Source organism: Chromobacterium sp. Panama (genome assembly GCF_003052555.1).
Classification (GTDB): Bacteria; Pseudomonadota; Gammaproteobacteria; order Burkholderiales; family Chromobacteriaceae; genus Chromobacterium.
This window is the reverse complement of sequence record NZ_QARX01000001.1, coordinates 783,541-800,943: the sequence shown is the minus strand read 5'-3', so window position 1 is coordinate 800,943 and position 17,403 is coordinate 783,541. Positions and strand designations below refer to the sequence as shown.

Here is a 17,403-nt window from a genome sequence, read left to right as displayed (position 1 = left end):
TGCGCTCAGCGTTGGCGCAGCAAACGCGCCGCGTCCAGCGCAAAATAGGTCAGGATGCCGTCCGCTCCGGCGCGCTTGAACGCGATCAGGCTTTCCAGCATGCACTTTTCCTCGTTCAGCCAGCCGTTCTGGAAGGCGGCCTTCAACATCGCGTACTCGCCGGACACCTGATAGGCGAAGGTCGGCACCCGGAACGTGTCTTTCACTCGACGGATCACGTCCAGATAGGGCATGCCCGGCTTGATCATCACCGCGTCGGCGCCCTCTTCCAGATCCTGCGCCACTTCCTGGATCGCTTCGTCCAGATTGGCCGGGTCCATCTGGTAGTTGTTCTTGTCGGCCTTGCCCAGATTGCCGGACGAACCCAAAGCGTCGCGGAAGGGGCCGTAAAAGCCGGACGCGTACTTGGCCGAATACGCCAGAATCTTGGTGTGGATGAAGCCTTCCTCCTCGAAAGCCTCGCGGATCGCGCCGATGCGTCCGTCCATCATGTCGGACGGGCCGAACATGTCCACGCCGGCCTCCGCATGACAGAGGCCTTGCTTGATCAGGATTTCGGTGGTTTCGTCGTTGAGCACATAGCCGCTCTCGTCCATCACCCCGTCCTGGCCGTGAATGGTGTACGGGTCCAGCGCGCCGTCAGTCATCACGCCCAGCTCGGGGAAGCGTTTCTTCAATTCGCGCACCACGGTCGGCACCAGGCCTTCGGGGTTGTAGGCCTCTTGCGCGCTATTGTCCTTACCCGATTCGATCACCGGGAACAGCGACAGCATCGGGATACCCAGTTCCAGCGCCTGTTCGGCGGTGTATAGCAGCTTGTCCAGCGTTTGGCGCGGCGCGCCCGGCATCGACGGCACTTCCACCACCCGATTCTGCCCTTCCATCACGAATACCGGATAGATCAGATCGTTGGCGGTCAGCACGTTTTCACGCATCAGGCGGCGGGAGAATTCATCCTTGCGCATGCGGCGCATGCGGGTGGCGGGAAAATAGCGATTGGCGAAAATCATGACAATTCCATTAGAAGGATTAGCCCGGCCATTGTACGCCTGTTGCCGCCGACCCGCAGCGGATGCCGGCCGGCAAAACAGAGTGTTCTGGATTTTGCACGCCGGCTTTGCGGACAGCGCCGGAAACCGCCGCCGTCCGCTTTCTCCTGAGCTCAGCGCTTGCGCGGCGCCAGCTCGCCTTCCTCCGCGGCCTTGCCGGCCTGCGCCGCCAATTCCGCGGCCAGATTGTCCTCCGCGCGCCGTCCTTCCCAGTAGGCGGCGTTAACAATGCCCAGCGCTTCCGGGTGGAACACCGGGTCCAAACCGCGCGCCTTCTGCGCCTCATAGTCCCGCAGACAGGCCAGCGCCGGTTTTTGCATCAAGACGATGGCGATGATGTTGAGCCAGGCCATCAGGCCGACGCCGATATCGCCCAGACCCCAGGCCAGATCCGCGGTCTTGACCGTGCCGTACACCGTTGCCGCCATCAAGGCGATCTTCAGCACAAAGCTCAGCCAGGGCAGCTGAATCTTGCGGTTGATGTAGGCGATATTGGTTTCGGCAATGTAGTAGTAGGCGACGATGGTGGTGAAGGCGAAAAAGAACAGCGCCAGCGCCACGAAGATGGAACCGAAGCCCGGCATGATGCTTTCCATCGCGATCTGCACATAACCCGGCCCCGCCGCCACGCCGGCGATGCCGGTGTACATGGCCTGGCCTTCCGGACCCTGCACATTGTATTGGCCGGTGATCAGCAGCATGAAGGCGGTGGCGGAGCAAACGAACAAGGTGTCGATATAGACCGAAAAGGCCTGCACCAGGCCCTGTTTGGCCGGATGCGACACCGCCGCGGCGCTGGAGGCGTGCGGGCCGGTGCCCTGGCCGGCTTCATTGGAATACACGCCGCGCTTCACCCCCCACTGGATGGCCAGGCCGAGAATGGCGCCGAAACCGGCCTCCATGCCAAACGCGCTTTTCAGCACCAGCGCCATCACGCCGGGCAGCTGCTCGATGTTCAAGGCGATGATTACGCAGGCCACGATGATGTAGCCCAAGGCCATGAAGGGCACCACCGCGCCGGCGAACAGCGCGATGCGCTTGACCCCGCCGAAGATGATGAAGCCCAGAATGATGGCCAGCACCGCCGCGGTGACGGTGGGCGCGATGCCGAAGGCGGTGTTCAGCGAGGCGGCGATGGAATTGGCCTGCACGCCCGGCAACAACACGCCGGTGGCGACGATGGTGGTGATGGCGAACAGCCAGGCGTACCACTTCAAACCCAGGCCCTTCTCGATGTAGAAAGCCGGTCCGCCGCGATACTGGCCGTCGATCTTTTCCTTGTAGACCTGGCCCAGCGTCGATTCGACGAAGGCCGAACTGGCGCCGAGGAAGGCCACCATCCACATCCAGAAGATGGCGCCCGGGCCGCCGAAAGTGATCGCGGTGGCGACGCCGGCGATATTGCCGGTGCCGACGCGGCCGGCCAGCGTCATCGCCAGCGCCTGGAACGAGGACACGCCGCTGGCGCTGCTCTCGGTATTGAACATCAGGCGCAGCATTTCCCGGAAGTGGCGCAATTGCAGGAAACGCGTGCGCACGGACAAGTAAAGACCCACGCCCAGACACAGGTAAATCAGCGCCGGGCTCCAGATGACGCCGTTGACGGCGTTGACCAAATCTTCCATGACATTCTCCTTTGAGCGAAGCCAAGCTCACCGCGCTGATGCAGGGTGGCCCGGATAATTTTTATGTTTTCGCTCCGGAGCGGGGTTCCGGAGCCCCACCAAGATAAGGCCGGATACCGGAACCCTCCAGATAATTCATTTTAAAAAATCGCTCATTACAACAAGTTACTCAAAAATAGTTGACCAAAAAAAATATTTATGTTCCAACAAAAAAACGGCAAGCGTGTGCTTGCCGTTTTGTCGTCCGCGACCGCGAGGGCCGCTGAGAGACGTCTTAACCGAAGAAATCCTTCAACTTGTCCATGAAGGACTTGGAGCGCGGATTGTGAGTGGCCACGTCGCCCTGGCTGATGGCGTCGAATTCGCGCAGCAGCTCTTTCTGACGTTCGGTCAGCTTGACCGGGGTTTCCACCACCACATGGCAATGCAGATCGCCGTAATCGGTGCCGCGCACCGCTTTCACGCCCTTGCCGCGCAAGCGGTAGACGCGCCCGCTCTGGGTTTCCCCCGCGATCTTGACCTTGGCCATGCCGTCCAGCGTCGGGATTTCCACTTCGCCGCCCAGCGCCGCGGTGGAGAAGGAGATCGGCATCTCGCAATGCAGGTCCATGCCGTCGCGCTGGAACACCGCGTGCGGCTTGATGTGGGTGACCACGTAAAGGTCGCCGGACGGTCCGCCGTTCTGGCCCGGCTCGCCTTCGCCGGACAGACGGATGCGGTCGCCCTCGTCCACGCCGGGCGGAATCTTCACGTTCAGCGTTTTGTTGGTCTTTTTCTGGCCCGCGCCGTGGCAGCTGGTGCAGGGATCGGTAATCTGCTTGCCGGTGCCGTGGCAGGTGGGGCAAGTCTGCTGAATGGAGAAGAAGCCCTGGCTCATCCTCACCTGGCCGTGGCCGCCGCAGGTGGAGCAGGTCTTGGGCTGGGTGCCGGGCTTGGCGCCGCTGCCGTGGCAGACTTCGCATTCTTCGTGCGAAGGGATGCGGATCTGCTTCTCGCAGCCGCGGGCCGCCTCTTCCAGCGAGATTTCCATGTTGTAGCGCAGGTCCGCGCCGCGATAGACGTTGGAACGCCCGCCTCCGCCGCCGCCGGAACGGCCGCCGCCGAAGATATCGCTGAAAATGTCGGCGAAGTCGCCGAAACCGCCAAAGCCCGCGCCGCCGCCGGCGCCGGCCTGCGGGTCCACGCCGGCATGGCCGAACTGGTCGTAAGCGCCCCGCTTCTGGCTGTCGGACAGAATCTCGTAGGCTTCCTTGACCTCTTTGAACTTCTCTTCCGCTTCCTTGCTGTCCGGATTACGGTCCGGGTGATACTTCATCGCCAGCTTGCGGTAAGCCTTTTTGATGTCGTCGTCGGAGGCGTCGCGGTTGACGCCCAACACATCGTAGTAATCTTTCTTGGACATGTTCCTGTCTCTCTCAAATTCAGTCGGCTCGGGAAGCAAGCCCCCTAGCGCGGCCGGCCACCATACGCCAATGACCGGTCCGGGCCGCGGAACACTCCGGCGGGCCCGGCCCGGTCATCAGGCGTCAAGACATCGGCTGGCGATTAAGCCTTGTCTTTCTTCACTTCTTCGAACTCGGCGTCGACGACGTTGCCGTCTTCCTGCTTGCCGGCCTGAGCGTCCGCGCCGCCCTGCTGGGCGCCGGCTTCAGCCTGCTGAGCCTGGGCGTACATGATTTCGCCCAGTTTCTGGCTGGCCTTGGCCAGTTCTTCGGTCTTGGCTTCGATCTCGGCCTTGTCTTCGCTCTTGGCCACTTCCTCGGCCGCCTTCACCGCGTCTTCGATCTTGGCCTTCTCGGCGGCGTCGATCTTGTCGCCGTGCTCGGCCAGCGATTTCTTCACGCTGTGGATCAGGCCTTCCGCCTGGTTGCGGGCGGTCACCAGCTCGTGCAGCTTCTTGTCTTCCTCGGCGTTGGCCTCGGCGTCCTTCACCATTTGCTGGATCTCGGCTTCGGACAAGCCCGAGGAAGCCTGGATGGTGATGTTGGCCTGCTTGCCGGAAGCCTTGTCCTTGGCCGACACGTGCAGAATGCCGTTGGCGTCGATGTTGAATTCCACTTCGATCTGCGGAATGCCGCGCGGCGCCGGCGGAATGTCGCCCAGATTGAACTGGCCCAGGCTCTTGTTGGCGGAAGCCTTCTCGCGCTCGCCCTGCAGCACGTGGATGGTCACCGCGGTCTGGTTGTCGTCGGCGGTGGAGAACACCTGCGACGCCTTGGTCGGGATGGTGGTGTTCTTCTGGATCAGCTTGGTCATCACGCCGCCCAGGGTTTCAATGCCCAGCGACAGCGGGGTCACGTCCAAGAGCAGCACGTCCTTGCGGTCGCCGGACAGCACCGAACCCTGGATCGCGGCGCCCACGGCCACGGCTTCGTCCGGGTTCACGTCCTTGCGCGGCTCCTTGCCGAAGAACTCCTTAACTTTTTCCTGCACCTTGGGCATGCGGGTCTGGCCGCCGACCAAGATCACGTCGGAGATCTCGTTGACCGACAGGCCGGCATCCTTCAGCGCCACGCGGCACGGCTCGATGGAGCGCTCGACCAGGTCTTCCACCAGGCTTTCGAACTTGGCGCGGGTGATCTTCATCGCCAAGTGTTTCGGGCCGGTGGCGTCCATGGTGATGTAGGGCAGGTTCACTTCAGTCTGAGTCGCGCTGGACAGCTCGATCTTGGCCTTTTCCGCCGCTTCCTTCAGACGCTGCAGCGCCATCACGTCGTTCTTCAGGTCCACGCCCTGTTCGCGCTTGAACTCGGTCACGATGTAGTCGATCACGCGCTGGTCGAAGTCTTCGCCGCCCAGGAAGGTATCGCCGTTGGTCGACAGCACTTCGAACTGGTGCTCGCCGTCCACGTCGGCGATTTCAATGATGGACACGTCGAAAGTGCCGCCGCCCAGGTCGTACACCGCGATCTTGCGGTCGCCTTCCTGCTTGGACAGGCCGAAAGCCAGCGCCGCGGCGGTCGGTTCGTTGATGATGCGCTTCACTTCCAGACCGGCGATGCGGCCGGCGTCCTTGGTGGCCTGACGCTGGCTGTCGTTGAAGTAGGCCGGCACGGTGATCACCGCCTCGGTCACTTCCTCGCCCAGATAGTCTTCCGCGGCCTTCTTCATCTTGCGCAGCACTTCGGCGGAGAGTTGCGGCGGAGCCAGTTCCTGGTCGCGCACTTTGACCCAGGCGTCGCCGTTCTTGGCTTTCAGGATTTCGAAAGGCATCAGGTCGATGTCTTTCTGCACTTCCTTGTCTTCGAAGCGGCGGCCGATCAGGCGCTTGGCGGCGTAAATGGTGTTGCGCGGGTTGGTCACCGCCTGGCGTTTGGCCGGCGCGCCGACCAGGATTTCGCCATCGTCCATATAGGCGATGATGGACGGAGTGGTGCGAGCGCCTTCGGCGTTCTCGATCACTTTGGGCGCGCCGCCCTCCACGACCGATACGCAGGAGTTGGTGGTGCCCAAGTCGATGCCAATGATTTTACCCATGTCGAAGTTCCTTTATCTCAATTCGTTTCAGCGGCCATTTGTTCGATAGCGACCGCCTGTTGTCTCAATAGGTATTGGCTATGCCCATTATTTCAAGAGGAGCACGCCGCCCTTTTTTATGCTTTTGCCTTGGCGACCACGACCATGGCCGGACGCAGTACGCGATCGGATATCTGGTAGCCTTTTTGCATCACGCGCACGATGGTGTTGGGTTCGGCGTCGGCCTCTTCCGCGCTCATCGCCTGATGCTGATGCGGGTCCAGCTTGTCGCCGGCCTGGGGCGCGATGTCCTTGATCTGCGCCTTGTCGAAGGCGGACACCAATTGCTTCAGCGTCATGTCCACGCCCATCTTCAGGGTGTCGATCTGACCGCTCTGGTCCAGCAGCGCCATTTCCAGATAGTCCTTCACCGACACCAGCTCGCCGGCGAACTTGGAGATTGCGTATTTGTGCGCGGCGGCCACGTCTTCCTGCCCGCGGCGGCGCTGGTTTTCCAGATCGGCGCGGGCGCGCAGCAGCGCGTCCTTCAGTTCGGCCACTTCCGCGTCCAGCGCGGCGATGCGTTGCTCCGCGCTCAGCTCTTGCTCTACGGCCTGCTCCGCCACCGTCGCGTCGATATTGTCATTGTCCACGGCGTCTGCCGCGATGTTTTGCTTGTCCTGCATGGCGATTCCTCGGATTTGGATTCAGCGGTACGAATAGTCCCGACTCAAGGTAGGGGCTTCGTCGCGGAATTCAAGCCCTGAGAACGACTGAACGGCTTCAGACCGTCATCCTAGGCGTCCCAAACCCCGATGTGCGTTTGCGGACTTTTATTTTCTAAAAGCAAACGCTTGAGCGAGTCACAATATTCGTTTTAGGAAAGTTGCTGTTAGCTTTTGAAAATCATACATTTTCTTTGTGCTGCACTGCACACAAGCGTTTTTATTTGTGCTAATAATTGAGCCACACCCGCAAGTGCTCCGCCCGAACAGCCGCTATCCGCAAGGCTGACACGGCGGACATGCCGAGCCGGCCCCATGAGGGCCGACCGCAAGAAAATCCGGAAAACCGGATAGCCAGATCGCTTAATGAGGACGCCGGCGTCTGCCGGCGCGCACAGAAACGTATCGAGAAGGGTTTTAGCATGACGACTCGCGAACAACGCATTGCAGCCATCCAGAAAGACTGGAACGAGAATCCCCGCTGGAAAGGCATCAAGCGCGGCTACAGCGCCGCCGATGTGGAGCGCCTGCGCGGCTCGTTGCAGATTGAGTACTCCTTGGCGCGCAACGGCGCGGACAAGCTGTGGGGCCTGCTCCACAGCGAGCCGTACATCAACTGTCTGGGCGCGCTGACCGGCGGTCAGGCCATGCAGCAGGTCAAGGCCGGCGTCAAGGCCATCTATCTGTCCGGCTGGCAAGTGGCCGCAGACAACAATGAATACTCGGCGATGTATCCGGACCAGTCGCTGTATCCGGTTGACTCGGTGCCCAAGGTGGTGGAACGCATCAACAACGCCTTCACCCGCGCCGACGAAATCCAGCATTCCAAGGGCGTGGCCCAGGGCGACGCCGGCTTCATCGACTACTTCGCCCCCATCGTGGCGGACGCCGAAGCCGGTTTCGGCGGCGTGCTGAACGCCTATGAGCTGATGAAGGCGATGATACGCGCCGGCGCCGGCGGCGTGCACTTCGAGGACCAGCTGGCCTCGGTGAAGAAGTGCGGCCACATGGGCGGCAAGGTGCTGGTGCCGACCCAGGAAGCGGTGCAGAAGCTGATCGCCGCGCGCCTGGCCGCCGACGTCTACGGCGTGCCCACCCTGGTGATCGCCCGCACCGACGCCGAAGCCGCCGATCTCTTGACCAGCGATTGCGACGAGCGCGACCGCCCCTTCCTGACCGGCGAGCGCACCGCCGAAGGCTTCTACAAGACCAAGAAGGGTCTGGAGCAGGCGATCAGCCGCGCCATCGCCTACGCCGACTACGCCGATCTGGTCTGGTGCGAGACCGGCACTCCGGATCTGGAGTTCGCGCGCAAGTTCGCCGAAGCGGTGCACGCCAAGCATCCGGGCAAGCTGCTGGCCTACAACTGCTCGCCGTCCTTCAACTGGAAGAAGAATCTGGACGACGCCACCATCGCCAAATTCCAGCGCGAGCTGGGCGCGATGGGCTATAAGTACCAGTTCATCACTTTGGCCGGCATCCACAATATGTGGTACAACATGTACGACCTGGCGCAAGATTACGTTGCCCGCGGCATGTCCGCCTATGTCGAGAAAGTGCAGGAGCCGGAGTTCGCCGCTCGCGAGCGCGGCTACACCTTCGTGTCCCATCAGCAGGAAGTGGGCACCGGCTACTTCGACGACGTCACCACCGTGATCCAGGGCGGCCAGTCCAGCGTCACCGCGCTGACCGGTTCCACCGAGGAAGAGCAGTTCCACTAAGCCGCCGCCGTTCACGCCGAGAAAACGCCCACGACCGTGGGCGTTTTTATGTGTTCTGCGCGGTAAAACACCGCTATTCGGACGCAGGGCCCGCAACGCAGCAAGCCGATGGGATTGTTTAATTCAACTAAATAATTAATTCATCCGGCGGCGCTTTTTCAATTCTTCATCATCGCCAATACTGGGCAAAGGCCTGCCGCGCGGCAGGCCTTTCTTCATTCACGGCAATATGAAAGGCCCGTCATGGCAAAAGTCGTCGTTGTTTATCACTCCGGTTATGGTCACACCCAGCAAGTGGCCCAGCATGTCGCCGCCGGCGCCAGTGCGCAGTTGCTGGCCATCGACGCCGAGGGCAATCTGCCCGCCGGCGCCTGGGATCTGCTGAACAGCGCCGACGCCATCATCTTCGGCTCGCCCACCTATATGGGCAGCCCGAGCTGGCAGTTCAAGAAATTCGCCGACGCCAGTTCCAAGGTCTGGTTCACCCGCGGCTGGCAGGACAAGGTGTTCGGCGGCTTTACCAATAGCGCCAGTCTGAACGGCGACAAGCAGGTTTCGCTGATCTATCTGCAAACCCTGGCTTCCCAGCACGGCGGTCTGTGGGTCAGCCTGGGCCTGCTGCCCAGCAACGCCAAGAACGCCAGCCGCGAGGACATCAACAACCTGGGCGGCTCGGTGGGCCTGCTGGTGCAATCCCCGTCCGACGCCAGCGTCGACGAAATCCCGCAAGGCGATCTGGACACCGCCAAGGCCTATGGCCAGCGCGTGGCCGGCATCGCCGCCAAGCTGCGCGGCTAAAAGCTCGTTCAGACAAGTCAAAGGGGGCCAAGCGGCCCCCTTTTTTCTTGCCCGCGCCCCGCCTCAGCCGCGCGCGGCCAGTTGCTCCAGCAGCTTCTGGTGAATGCCGCCGAAGCCGCCGTTGCTCATCACCAGCACATGGTCGCCGGGGCGGGCCGCGGCGGCCACCGCTTGCAGCAGCGCGTCGAAATCGTTGAAGGTCTGCGCGCGCTCGCCCAGCTCGGCCAGCGCCTCGCCGGGATTCCAGCCCAGATTGGCGGCGGAGCAGAACACCAGATCGGCGTCGGCCAGAGAGGCCGGCAGCGCCGCCTTCATCGTACCCAGCTTCATGGTGTTGGAGCGCGGCTCCAGCACCGCCAAGATGCGCTCGCCGCCCACCTTGTGACGCAAGCCGGCCAGGGTGGTGGCGATGGCGGTGGGATGATGGGCGAAGTCGTCGTACACCGTGACGCCGGCCGCCACGCCGCGCACTTCCATACGCCGCTTGACGTTCTGGAAGCGCGACAGCGCGTCGATGGCGCTGTTCACCGCCACGCCGACATGGCGGGCGGCGGCGATCGCCGCCAGCGCGTTCAGACGGTTGTGTTCGCCCATCAGATCCCAGCGCACCCGGCCCTGAAGCCGGCCGTCGAGCAGCACGTCGAAATGGCCGTTGGCCTCCGCCGCGCCCAGCTGCCAGCCGGCGTCCGCGCCGAAGCGCTCCACCGGCGTCCAGCAACCGCGTTCCAGCACCCGATCCAGGCTGGCCTCGCGGCCGTTGCTGACGATCAGGCCCTGGCCCGGCACCGTGCGCACCAGGTGATGAAACTGGGTTTCTATCGCCGCCAGGTCGGCGAAGATGTCGGCGTGGTCGAACTCCAGATTGTTCAGCACCGCGGTGCGCGGCCGGTAATGAACGAATTTGGAGCGCTTGTCGAAGAAGGCGGTGTCGTATTCGTCGGCCTCGATCACAAAGAAGGGGCTGACGCTGGCCGCGTCCTGGCGCGGCGCGCCGGGCAGGCGCGCCGACACGCCGAAGTTCTGCGGAATGCCGCCGATCAGGAAGCCCGGCGCCAGGCCGGCGTCCTCCAGTATCCAGGCCAGCATCGAGCTGGTGGTGGTCTTGCCGTGAGTGCCGGCCACCGCCAGCACCCATAAGTCCTTGAGCACGTTTTCCGCCAGCCACTGCGGGCCGGAAATATACGGCAGCCCGCGATTGAGGATTTCCTCCATCAGCGGCTTGCCGCGCGTCACCACATTGCCCACCACGAAGATGTCCGCGCCGATATCGGCCTGCTCCGCGCCGAAGCCCTGAATCAGCTCGATGCCCATGGCTTCCAGCTGGGTGCTCATCGGCGGGTAAACATTGGCGTCGCAGCCGGTGACCTTGTGACCGGCCTGTTTGGCGATAGCGGCGATGCCCCCCATGAAGGTGCCGCAAATGCCCAGGATATGGATGTGCATAGTTCGGTTCAGCGTATTGAAACGGCAAAACGGCAAGCATACCGGAAAGCGGCCGCCGCCGACATCCGGGCTCGCAAGCCGGGGCGCGGCCGGCCGCGCCTGTCCTTCGGATCAGGCCCGTCCGACAAAACATGACATTCAGCTTAAACGGCGTCGATCTGGAACTAGGCTGAATTGGCCGCCCTGCAACTGTTCATGGGCAGACACGCCAATTCGGAGACCAAGATGAATATGCTCAAAGCTCGCTTCGCTCCCCTTCCGCTGGGTCTCGCCGCGCTGCTGCTCGCGGCGCCCGGCCACGGCGAAGACCTCCCGCAGATAGACAACCCGCCGCGGCTGCTGGCTATCCCGACCGCTCAGCCCGCCGGCGCGCTCAATACCGCCGCCCTGCTCCGCGCGCCGCTGGAGCTTGACCAGCCGCAGGCCGCCCCGCGCGAAGTCGCCTACGATCTGGACATCCGCTATCGCTACGGCTGGATTCGCAATCCTTCGCTGGAACGCCCCGGGCAGATCCATTACGACAAGGTCGCGCTGCGCAGCTACCTGCCCGGCGCGCTCAGCCCGGTCGCGACGCCGGCATCCTCTCAACCCAGCGCCACGCCCTTCATCGCCCCGCTGATCGAGGTCTACCCCGGACAAACCGTGCGCATCGGCCTGAACAACAAGCTGAACCGCGACGCCGACGGCAAACCCATCCGCGACCCCAGCTGTACCGACCAGGGCGGCAGCGGCAACCAGCCCCATTGTTTCAACGGCACCAATCTGCATACCCACGGGCTCTGGATCAATCCGGCGGGCAATAGCGACAATGTGCTGATCTCCATCAATCCCGGCGTCAGCTTCCAGTACGAGTACAACATTCCGCCCGACCACCCGGCCGGCACCTTCTGGTATCACACCCATCGCCACGGCTCCACCGCGCTGCAAGTGTCCAGCGGCATGGCCGGCGCGCTGATCGTGCGCGGCACGCGGCAACCCACCCAGCAACAGAACGGCGACATCGACACCCTGCTGCGGCCCTATGCCGGGGTCAACTTCCGCGAACGGGTGCTGGTGTTTCAGCAGATCCAGTACGCCTGCCGCTTCAAGGCCGGACAATACAAGGGCATGATCAAGACCTACGGCAACACCGCCACCCCGCCCAATGAGGAGGACCAACGCTATCGCTGCGACGGCGACGACGTGGGCGGCATAGAAGGCTACGACCAGTTCGGCCCCAAGACCTGGCAAGAGTCCGGCCGCTACACCAGCATCAACGGCGTGGTCTTGGGCAAGATGGCCCAGGCGCGGGCCGGCGACGTGGAACGCTGGAGAATGGTGCACGCCGGCGTGCGCGACACCATCAACCTGAAACTGCGCCGCCTCAGCGACAATGCGCCGCCGCTGGCCGGCCTGTTCGCCAGGCAGATGGACGATTACGTCGCCCGCTATTGCAGCAGCGGCACGGAGCTGGACCTGCCCTTGATCGCCGCAGACGGCCTGACCATGGGCAAGGTGCAAACCCGCAAGAGCGTGGTGTTCCAGCCCGGCTATCGCTGGGACGCTCTGGTGTCCTTCCCCAGCGCCGGCAAATACTGCCTGATCAACGACGTCAAGGTCAGCAGCACCATAGACCGCTCGGCGCCGTCGGCCCGCTTGCTGGGCGTGGTGGACGTTGCGCCCGGCCAGGCTTCGCGTCCGTTGCAGGAGGTGTTGATCGGCGCCGCCCGCGCCCACTTTCCATCCGCCGTCGCCACCAAGGTCAGCGCGGAACTGCGCAACGGGATGAAGCTGAGCAGCTTTGTGCCGCATCCGGACATAAGCCCCCAGGAAGTGACGGGAACCCAGACGCTGACGTTCAACATCGACGTGTCCCAACCCGGCGCCGCCTTCTTCCAGGTGGACGGCAAACCCTATGCCGGCGAACGCATAGACCGCACCCTGAAGCTGGGCGGCGTGGACGAGTGGACGCTGCGCTCCGACTTCGTCAGCCACCCCTACCATATCCACGTCAACCCGTTCCAGATCGTCAAGATAGTAGACCCCAAGGGCAAGGACATTAGCGCGGAAGGCGCGCCGGATTCGATGGACCCGGGCGATACGCAATACAGCGGCCTGAGAAACGTCTGGAAAGACACTCTGTGGGTGAAAAACATCGAAGCCAGCAATGACCCGAAAATTGCCGCAGCCGGCCGCTACACCATCACCATCCGCACCCGCTATCAACGCTATATCGGCGACTTCGTGCTGCATTGCCATATCCTGGATCACGAGGACCAGGGCATGATGCAGAATATTCGCATCGCGCTGCCGGACGGCAGGGGCGGCACCGCCCTCGGCCATCATTGACCGGCCCGCCATGAAAAAAGCCCGCGGCAGCGGGCTTTTTTACCGAAGGACGGCCGACTCAGAAGAAAATCAGCGTCATCAGCACGAACAGCGGCAGCAAGATGACGCAGGACCAACCCAGATAGCCGAAGAAGCTCGGCATCTTCACATGGCGGTGCTCGGCGATGGCCTTGACCATGAAGTTGGGCGCATTGCCGATATAGGTGTTGGCGCCCATGAACACCGCGCCCATGGAGATCGCCAGCAGAGTGTCCGCCATCGGCCCCATCAGCACTTGGGCGTCGCCGTGGGCCAGGTTGAAGAACACCAGATAGGTGGGCGCATTGTCCAGGAAGCTGGACAGGATGCCGGTCATCCAGAAATACATCGCGTTGACCGGCTGGCCGTTGGCGTCGGACACCATGTGCACCAGGCCGGCCAGGTGGCCGTCGGCGCCGGCGCGCAGGATGGCGATCACCGGACCGATGGTGATGAAGATGCCGGCGAACAGCTTGCCCACTTCCAGGATGGGATCCCAGTTGAATTCATTGCCGGCGCGCACCTGCTTGGGCGTGATCCACAGCGAGGCGAAGGCCAGGCCGATCAGCGCCAGATCGCGGACGATGTTCTGCAACTCCACAGGGGTGCCCATGATGTCGAACACCACGCCCGGCTTCCAAACGCCGGACATCAGCACCGCGCCGACGATGCCGGCCAGCAGGAAGAGGTTGCGCTTGCCGTGCAGCTTGATCGGCTTGTCCTTGGAACGGTCGATTTCCGGCAGCGCGCCCGCCTGCGCTTCCTTCTTGAAGAAATAGCTGTCCAGCGCGTAGAAAATGGCCAGCAGCGCCAGCGACAACACCAGCACCGGCAGCGCCATATGCTGCACCGTCCAGCCGAAGCTGACGCCTTTGAGGAAGCCCAGGAACAGCGGCGGGTCGCCCAGCGGCGTCAAACCGCCGCCGATATTGGCCACCAGGAAGATGAAGAACACCACCACATGCACATTGTGCTTGCGCTTCTCGTTGGCGCGCAGCAGGGGGCGGATCAGCAGCATCGCCGCGCCGGTGGTGCCCATGATGGAGGCCAGCGCCGTGCCTATCGCCAGAATGGCGGTGTTGAGTTTGGGCGAACCGTGCAAGGAGCCCCACACCAGGATGCCGCCGGACACGGTGTACAGCGAGAACAGCAGCACGATGAAGGGTATGTATTCGCCGAACAGCGCGTGGACGATCAGCGCCGTCGAAGTGCCCAGGCCGTAAGACACGGCGAAGGGCGCCAGGAACAGCACGGTCCACACCGCGGTGATCTTGCCGAAGTGATGGTGCCAGATGCCCGGCGCGAATATGGGGAACAGCGCGATGGACAGCAGAATGCCGGCGAACGGCAGCCCCCAGGCCAGGCTCAGCGTGGCGCCGTCCAGTTCGGCGGCTTGCGCCAGCGCCGGCAGCAGGGCCAGCGCGGCGGCGCTCAAGAGTGTTTTGGTCATTTATCTTCCCGAGGGCATGACGCCCATTGATAAAAGCGCCATCGCCTGCTTCAAGACGAGCTTGGACAGGCTATGCAAAGTATGGATTCCGGCGATATTGTTGAAGCGCAAGAGCAACCGGATGCCCTTGCGCTGACGCTTCCCAGTCAGGCCGGCATGCATCCGCGCGGCGCGGAAGCGGCGCGCTTGATTTAGGCCCAAACGGTTACAAAGCGTTACATCGTCCCATAACTCGGGCAGTCCGGACAAGGAAAACCGGTATCGGAAGCAAGTGTTTTTGCGCGATTGCCACGCTAATTAAGCATTTGATGAAACAAGGCCGGCGGCGCTACGCCGTCGGCCTTGTCTGCGGAGACGAACGCCTCAGCGCTGAATGAATTCGATCTTGTAGCCGTCCGGGTCTTCGACGAAAGCGATCACCGTGGTGCCGTGCTTCATCGGACCGGCTTCGCGCGTCACCTTGCCGCCCTTGGCGCGCACCATGTCACAGGCGGCGTAAGCGTCCGGCACTTCGATGGCGATGTGGCCGTAAGCGTTGCCCAACTCGTAGGATTCGGTGTCCCAGTTGTGGGTCAGCTCCAACACCGTCTGCTCTTCTTCCGCGCCGTAGCCGACAAAGGCCAGGGTGAAGCGGCCGTCCGGATAATCCTGGCGGCGCAGCAATTTCATATCGAGCACTTCCTGGTAAAACGCCAGCGAGCGCTCCAGATTGCCCACTCGCAGCATGGTGTGCAGTAAACGCATCATCACTCTCCTTAATTCATCAATCAAAATGGAACAGCCCGGCGCCGTGCAGCTTCAACCAGCGCCGCGCCGCCTGCCAGTCCGGATACAGGCGCGCGGTCTCCGCCCAGAACGCCGGTGAATGGTTCATGTGTTCCAGATGGGCCAGCTCATGGGCGATCACGTAATCCAGCACCGCCGGCGGCGCCTGCAGCAAGCGCCAGTTCAGCCGGATCACCCCGGCCGCGGTGCAACTGCCCCAGCGCGTGCGCGCCGACGACAGCTGCAGGCCGCTGGGCCGGCGCCGGCAGGCGCGCGCCAGTGCCTCCATCCGCGCCGGAAAACGCAAGGCCGCCTCTCGTTTGAAGAAACGGCATACCGCCTGCTTTAAAGCGGCCGCGTCGCCCTCGACGATACCGGTAACAATCAAGCCCTCCGCCGACAGCCTGGCCGTGCGCCGCACGCCGGCCGCCAGCACGATGGGCAGAGCCTGACCCTGCCAACTCAGTTGGCTGAGATCCTCGGCTTGCCGCCGCGCCTGCCTTTGCCGCGCCACATGGCCGGCGATCCAGTCGCGGCGCTCCAACAGCACTTCGCGCAGGCGGGCGGCGCTGACCGCCGGATGCGCGACCAGCTCCACCCGGCCCGCGCTGACCCGTATGCCCACGCTTTTGCGCGGGCGCCGGGTCAGCACCACGTCCACCTCGCCGTCAGGCAGCGGCAGACGCAGCCAGACGTTTGCGCTTTTCATCCGCGTCCGCGAAAGGGCCTACGCCGCCGATCTCGCGCTGGCGCGCCTCGATCCACTGCTCGGCTTCCTTCATCATCGCCTCGGGCCCCAGCTCTTCGCTCGGCACAATGGGCTTGCCCACCACCACGGTGATCTCGCCGGGGTATTTCAGGAAGGCGTTGCGCGGCCAGAATTCACCGGCGTTGTGCGCCACCGGCACCAGCGGCATGTCGAACTGCTTGGCCATACGCGCCGCGCCCAGCTTGTATTTGCCCGCCACGCCCGGCTTGGTGCGGGTACCTTCCGGGAATACCGTGATCCAGAAGCGGTGGCGTTTGCGCTCCAGCCCCTGCTCCAGCAGGCGCTGGTTGGCGTTGGCGCGGTCGGAGCGGTTGATGATGATGGGGTTCATCAGCACCAGGCCCCAGCCGAACACCGGAATCCAGGTCAGCTCGCGCTTGGCCACGTACACCTGCCACGGAAAGATCTTCTGCAAGGCCAGCGTTTCCCAGCCGGACTGGTGCTTGGAACAGATCACCGACGGCTGCTCAGGCAGGTTTTCCGCGCCCAGCACCTTGTATTTCAGGCCGATCACGTGCTCCAGCATCCACAGCAGGCTCAAGGCCCAGCTGACGCCGAACACATGGCGCGCGCGGCGCGGCAGCGGCGCGGACAGCAGCAGCAGGAAGAAGAAGAGCGGCGTGACGATCATCAGCACCAGCCAGTACAGCAGGTTACGAAGCCATAAACTCAGCATGCTTGGAACACTATCCTTTTCTGAAATCAACGTTCGCGGGAATCGATCAGATATTCCGCGGCGTCGTACAAATCGTCGAACACCAGGGTGCCGGCCGGCAGTTCGCCGTCGGCCAGCGTCTTGGCGCCCTTGCCGGTCTTGACCAGGATGGGCAGGCCGCCCACCGCCGCCACCGACTCCAGATCGCGCCGGCTGTCGCCGATCAGCGGCAAACCGTCCAGCTTCACATTGAAGCGCTCCGCGATCTCCAGCACCATGCCCGGCAGCGGCTTGCGACAGTCGCAGCCGGCGCTGGGGCCGTGCGGACAGAACAGCACCGCGTCGATGCGGCCGCCGGCCTGGCCCACCAGCCTATGCATCTTCTCGTGCATGGCGTTGAGCGCCTGCATGTCGAACAGGCCGCGGCCGATGCCGGATTGATTGGTGGCCACCACCACGCGCCAACCGGACTGGGTCAGATTGGCGATCGCCTCCAGGCTGTGTTCGATCGGCACCCATTCCGCCGGCGATTTGACGAAATCGTCGCGGTCTTCGTTGATCACGCCGTCGCGGTCGAGTATCACTAGTTTCACGGTTTTCC

The 17,403-nt window shown here is 63.1% G+C and carries 15 protein-coding genes; 4 read left to right on the top strand and 11 right to left on the bottom strand.

The genetic code is table 11. The annotated features are described in order from the left end of the window. Positions 1–5 precede the first annotated feature (5 nt). From hemB to grpE, 5 genes are all read right to left on the bottom strand, one after another. On the bottom strand, positions 6–1,010 hold the full coding sequence (gene hemB / locus DB032_RS03780; RefSeq protein WP_107798311.1) for a porphobilinogen synthase: 1,005 nt from the start codon (positions 1,008–1,010) through the stop codon (positions 6–8). Between the two features lie 152 nt (positions 1,011–1,162). After that, positions 1,163–2,674, bottom strand: coding sequence for a sodium:alanine symporter family protein (locus tag DB032_RS03775; protein ID WP_107798310.1), 1,512 nt, complete (start codon positions 2,672–2,674; stop codon positions 1,163–1,165). A gap of 274 nt (positions 2,675–2,948) precedes the next feature. Continuing rightward, a complete protein-coding gene (gene dnaJ / locus DB032_RS03770; protein ID WP_107798309.1) occupies positions 2,949–4,076 on the bottom strand; it encodes a molecular chaperone DnaJ in 1,128 nt (375 codons plus the stop codon). A gap of 143 nt (positions 4,077–4,219) precedes the next feature. Next, on the bottom strand, positions 4,220–6,151 hold the full coding sequence (gene dnaK / locus DB032_RS03765; protein ID WP_107798308.1) for a molecular chaperone DnaK: 1,932 nt from the start codon (positions 6,149–6,151) through the stop codon (positions 4,220–4,222). A 116-nt stretch (positions 6,152–6,267) separates the two neighbouring features. Beyond that, positions 6,268–6,816, bottom strand: coding sequence for a nucleotide exchange factor GrpE (gene grpE / locus DB032_RS03760; RefSeq protein ID WP_107798307.1), 549 nt, complete (start codon positions 6,814–6,816; stop codon positions 6,268–6,270). A gap of 461 nt (positions 6,817–7,277) precedes the next feature. Here grpE and aceA point away from each other — a divergent pair, with 461 nt between their 5' ends. Continuing rightward, on the top strand, positions 7,278–8,576 hold the full coding sequence (gene aceA, locus DB032_RS03755; RefSeq protein ID WP_019101049.1) for an isocitrate lyase: 1,299 nt from the start codon (positions 7,278–7,280) through the stop codon (positions 8,574–8,576). Between the two features lie 243 nt (positions 8,577–8,819). Beyond that, positions 8,820–9,374 carry a flavodoxin family protein gene (locus tag DB032_RS03750; RefSeq protein ID WP_107798306.1) on the top strand — a complete coding sequence of 185 codons (555 nt, stop codon included), beginning with the start codon at positions 8,820–8,822 and terminating at the stop codon, positions 9,372–9,374. Between the two features lie 63 nt (positions 9,375–9,437). Here DB032_RS03750 and mpl read toward each other — a convergent pair whose 3' ends face one another. After that, entirely contained in the window at positions 9,438–10,817 is a 1,380-nt protein-coding gene (gene mpl / locus DB032_RS03745; protein WP_107798305.1) for a UDP-N-acetylmuramate:L-alanyl-gamma-D-glutamyl-meso-diaminopimelate ligase, read from the bottom strand. A gap of 225 nt (positions 10,818–11,042) precedes the next feature. Here mpl and DB032_RS03740 point away from each other — a divergent pair, with 225 nt between their 5' ends. Beyond that, entirely contained in the window at positions 11,043–13,145 is a 2,103-nt protein-coding gene (locus DB032_RS03740; protein WP_199225805.1) for a multicopper oxidase family protein, read from the top strand. A gap of 58 nt (positions 13,146–13,203) precedes the next feature. Here the strand turns inward: DB032_RS03740 and DB032_RS03735 are convergent, their stop codons facing one another. Then, entirely contained in the window at positions 13,204–14,613 is a 1,410-nt protein-coding gene (locus tag DB032_RS03735; RefSeq protein ID WP_107798304.1) for a sodium:proton antiporter, read from the bottom strand. A 72-nt stretch (positions 14,614–14,685) separates the two neighbouring features. On the opposite strand from DB032_RS03735, the gene DB032_RS24720 reads away from it, so the two are divergent. Then, positions 14,686–14,808, top strand: coding sequence for a hypothetical protein (locus tag DB032_RS24720; RefSeq protein ID WP_255411626.1), 123 nt, complete (start codon positions 14,686–14,688; stop codon positions 14,806–14,808). Between the two features lie 168 nt (positions 14,809–14,976). Here DB032_RS24720 and gloA read toward each other — a convergent pair whose 3' ends face one another. From gloA to gmhB, 4 genes are read right to left on the bottom strand one after another with little or no spacing between them, the layout of a single operon-like run. Beyond that, positions 14,977–15,357: a lactoylglutathione lyase gene (gene gloA / locus DB032_RS03730; protein WP_107801660.1), complete on the bottom strand. Its 381-nt coding sequence runs from the start codon at positions 15,355–15,357 to the stop codon at positions 14,977–14,979. Positions 15,358–15,376: 19 nt separating this feature from the next. Then, positions 15,377–16,087 (bottom strand): M48 family metallopeptidase, encoded by a 711-nt coding sequence (locus DB032_RS03725; RefSeq protein WP_227107131.1) that lies wholly within the window; start codon positions 16,085–16,087, stop codon positions 15,377–15,379. Continuing rightward, positions 16,047–16,823 carry a 1-acyl-sn-glycerol-3-phosphate acyltransferase gene (locus DB032_RS03720; protein WP_107798303.1) on the bottom strand — a complete coding sequence of 259 codons (777 nt, stop codon included), beginning with the start codon at positions 16,821–16,823 and terminating at the stop codon, positions 16,047–16,049. The genes DB032_RS03725 and DB032_RS03720 overlap by 41 nt, the downstream gene beginning before the upstream one ends. Positions 16,824–16,849: 26 nt before the next feature. Continuing rightward, the gene (gene gmhB, locus DB032_RS03715; protein ID WP_019103520.1) at positions 16,850–17,395 is read right to left on the bottom strand and encodes a D-glycero-beta-D-manno-heptose 1,7-bisphosphate 7-phosphatase; all 546 of its coding nucleotides are present in this window, start codon (positions 17,393–17,395) and stop codon (positions 16,850–16,852) included. Positions 17,396–17,403: the final 8 nt, after the last annotated feature.

Excerpts from the sequence above, each read along its gene's own strand:
- DB032_RS03725 (WP_227107131.1), bottom strand. The coding sequence starts at position 16,087 with ATGAAAAGCGCAAACGTCTGGCTGCGTCTGCCGCTGCCTGACGGCGAG.
- DB032_RS03720 (WP_107798303.1), bottom strand. The coding sequence starts at position 16,823 with ATGCTGAGTTTATGGCTTCGTAACCTGCTGTACTGGCTGGTGCTGATG.
- hemB (WP_107798311.1), bottom strand. The coding sequence starts at position 1,010 with ATGATTTTCGCCAATCGCTATTTTCCCGCCACCCGCATGCGCCGCATG.
- aceA (WP_019101049.1), top strand. The coding sequence starts at position 7,278 with ATGACGACTCGCGAACAACGCATTGCAGCCATCCAGAAAGACTGGAAC.
- mpl (WP_107798305.1), bottom strand. The coding sequence starts at position 10,817 with ATGCACATCCATATCCTGGGCATTTGCGGCACCTTCATGGGGGGCATC.
- DB032_RS03775 (WP_107798310.1), bottom strand. The coding sequence starts at position 2,674 with ATGGAAGATTTGGTCAACGCCGTCAACGGCGTCATCTGGAGCCCGGCG.
- DB032_RS03740 (WP_199225805.1), top strand. The coding sequence starts at position 11,043 with ATGAATATGCTCAAAGCTCGCTTCGCTCCCCTTCCGCTGGGTCTCGCC.
- dnaK (WP_107798308.1), bottom strand. The coding sequence starts at position 6,151 with ATGGGTAAAATCATTGGCATCGACTTGGGCACCACCAACTCCTGCGTA.
- DB032_RS03750 (WP_107798306.1), top strand. The coding sequence starts at position 8,820 with ATGGCAAAAGTCGTCGTTGTTTATCACTCCGGTTATGGTCACACCCAG.
- DB032_RS24720 (WP_255411626.1), top strand. The coding sequence starts at position 14,686 with ATGCAAAGTATGGATTCCGGCGATATTGTTGAAGCGCAAGAGCAACCG.
- dnaJ (WP_107798309.1), bottom strand. The coding sequence starts at position 4,076 with ATGTCCAAGAAAGATTACTACGATGTGTTGGGCGTCAACCGCGACGCC.
- gloA (WP_107801660.1), bottom strand. The coding sequence starts at position 15,357 with ATGCGTTTACTGCACACCATGCTGCGAGTGGGCAATCTGGAGCGCTCG.
- grpE (WP_107798307.1), bottom strand. The coding sequence starts at position 6,816 with ATGCAGGACAAGCAAAACATCGCGGCAGACGCCGTGGACAATGACAAT.
- DB032_RS03735 (WP_107798304.1), bottom strand. The coding sequence starts at position 14,613 with ATGACCAAAACACTCTTGAGCGCCGCCGCGCTGGCCCTGCTGCCGGCG.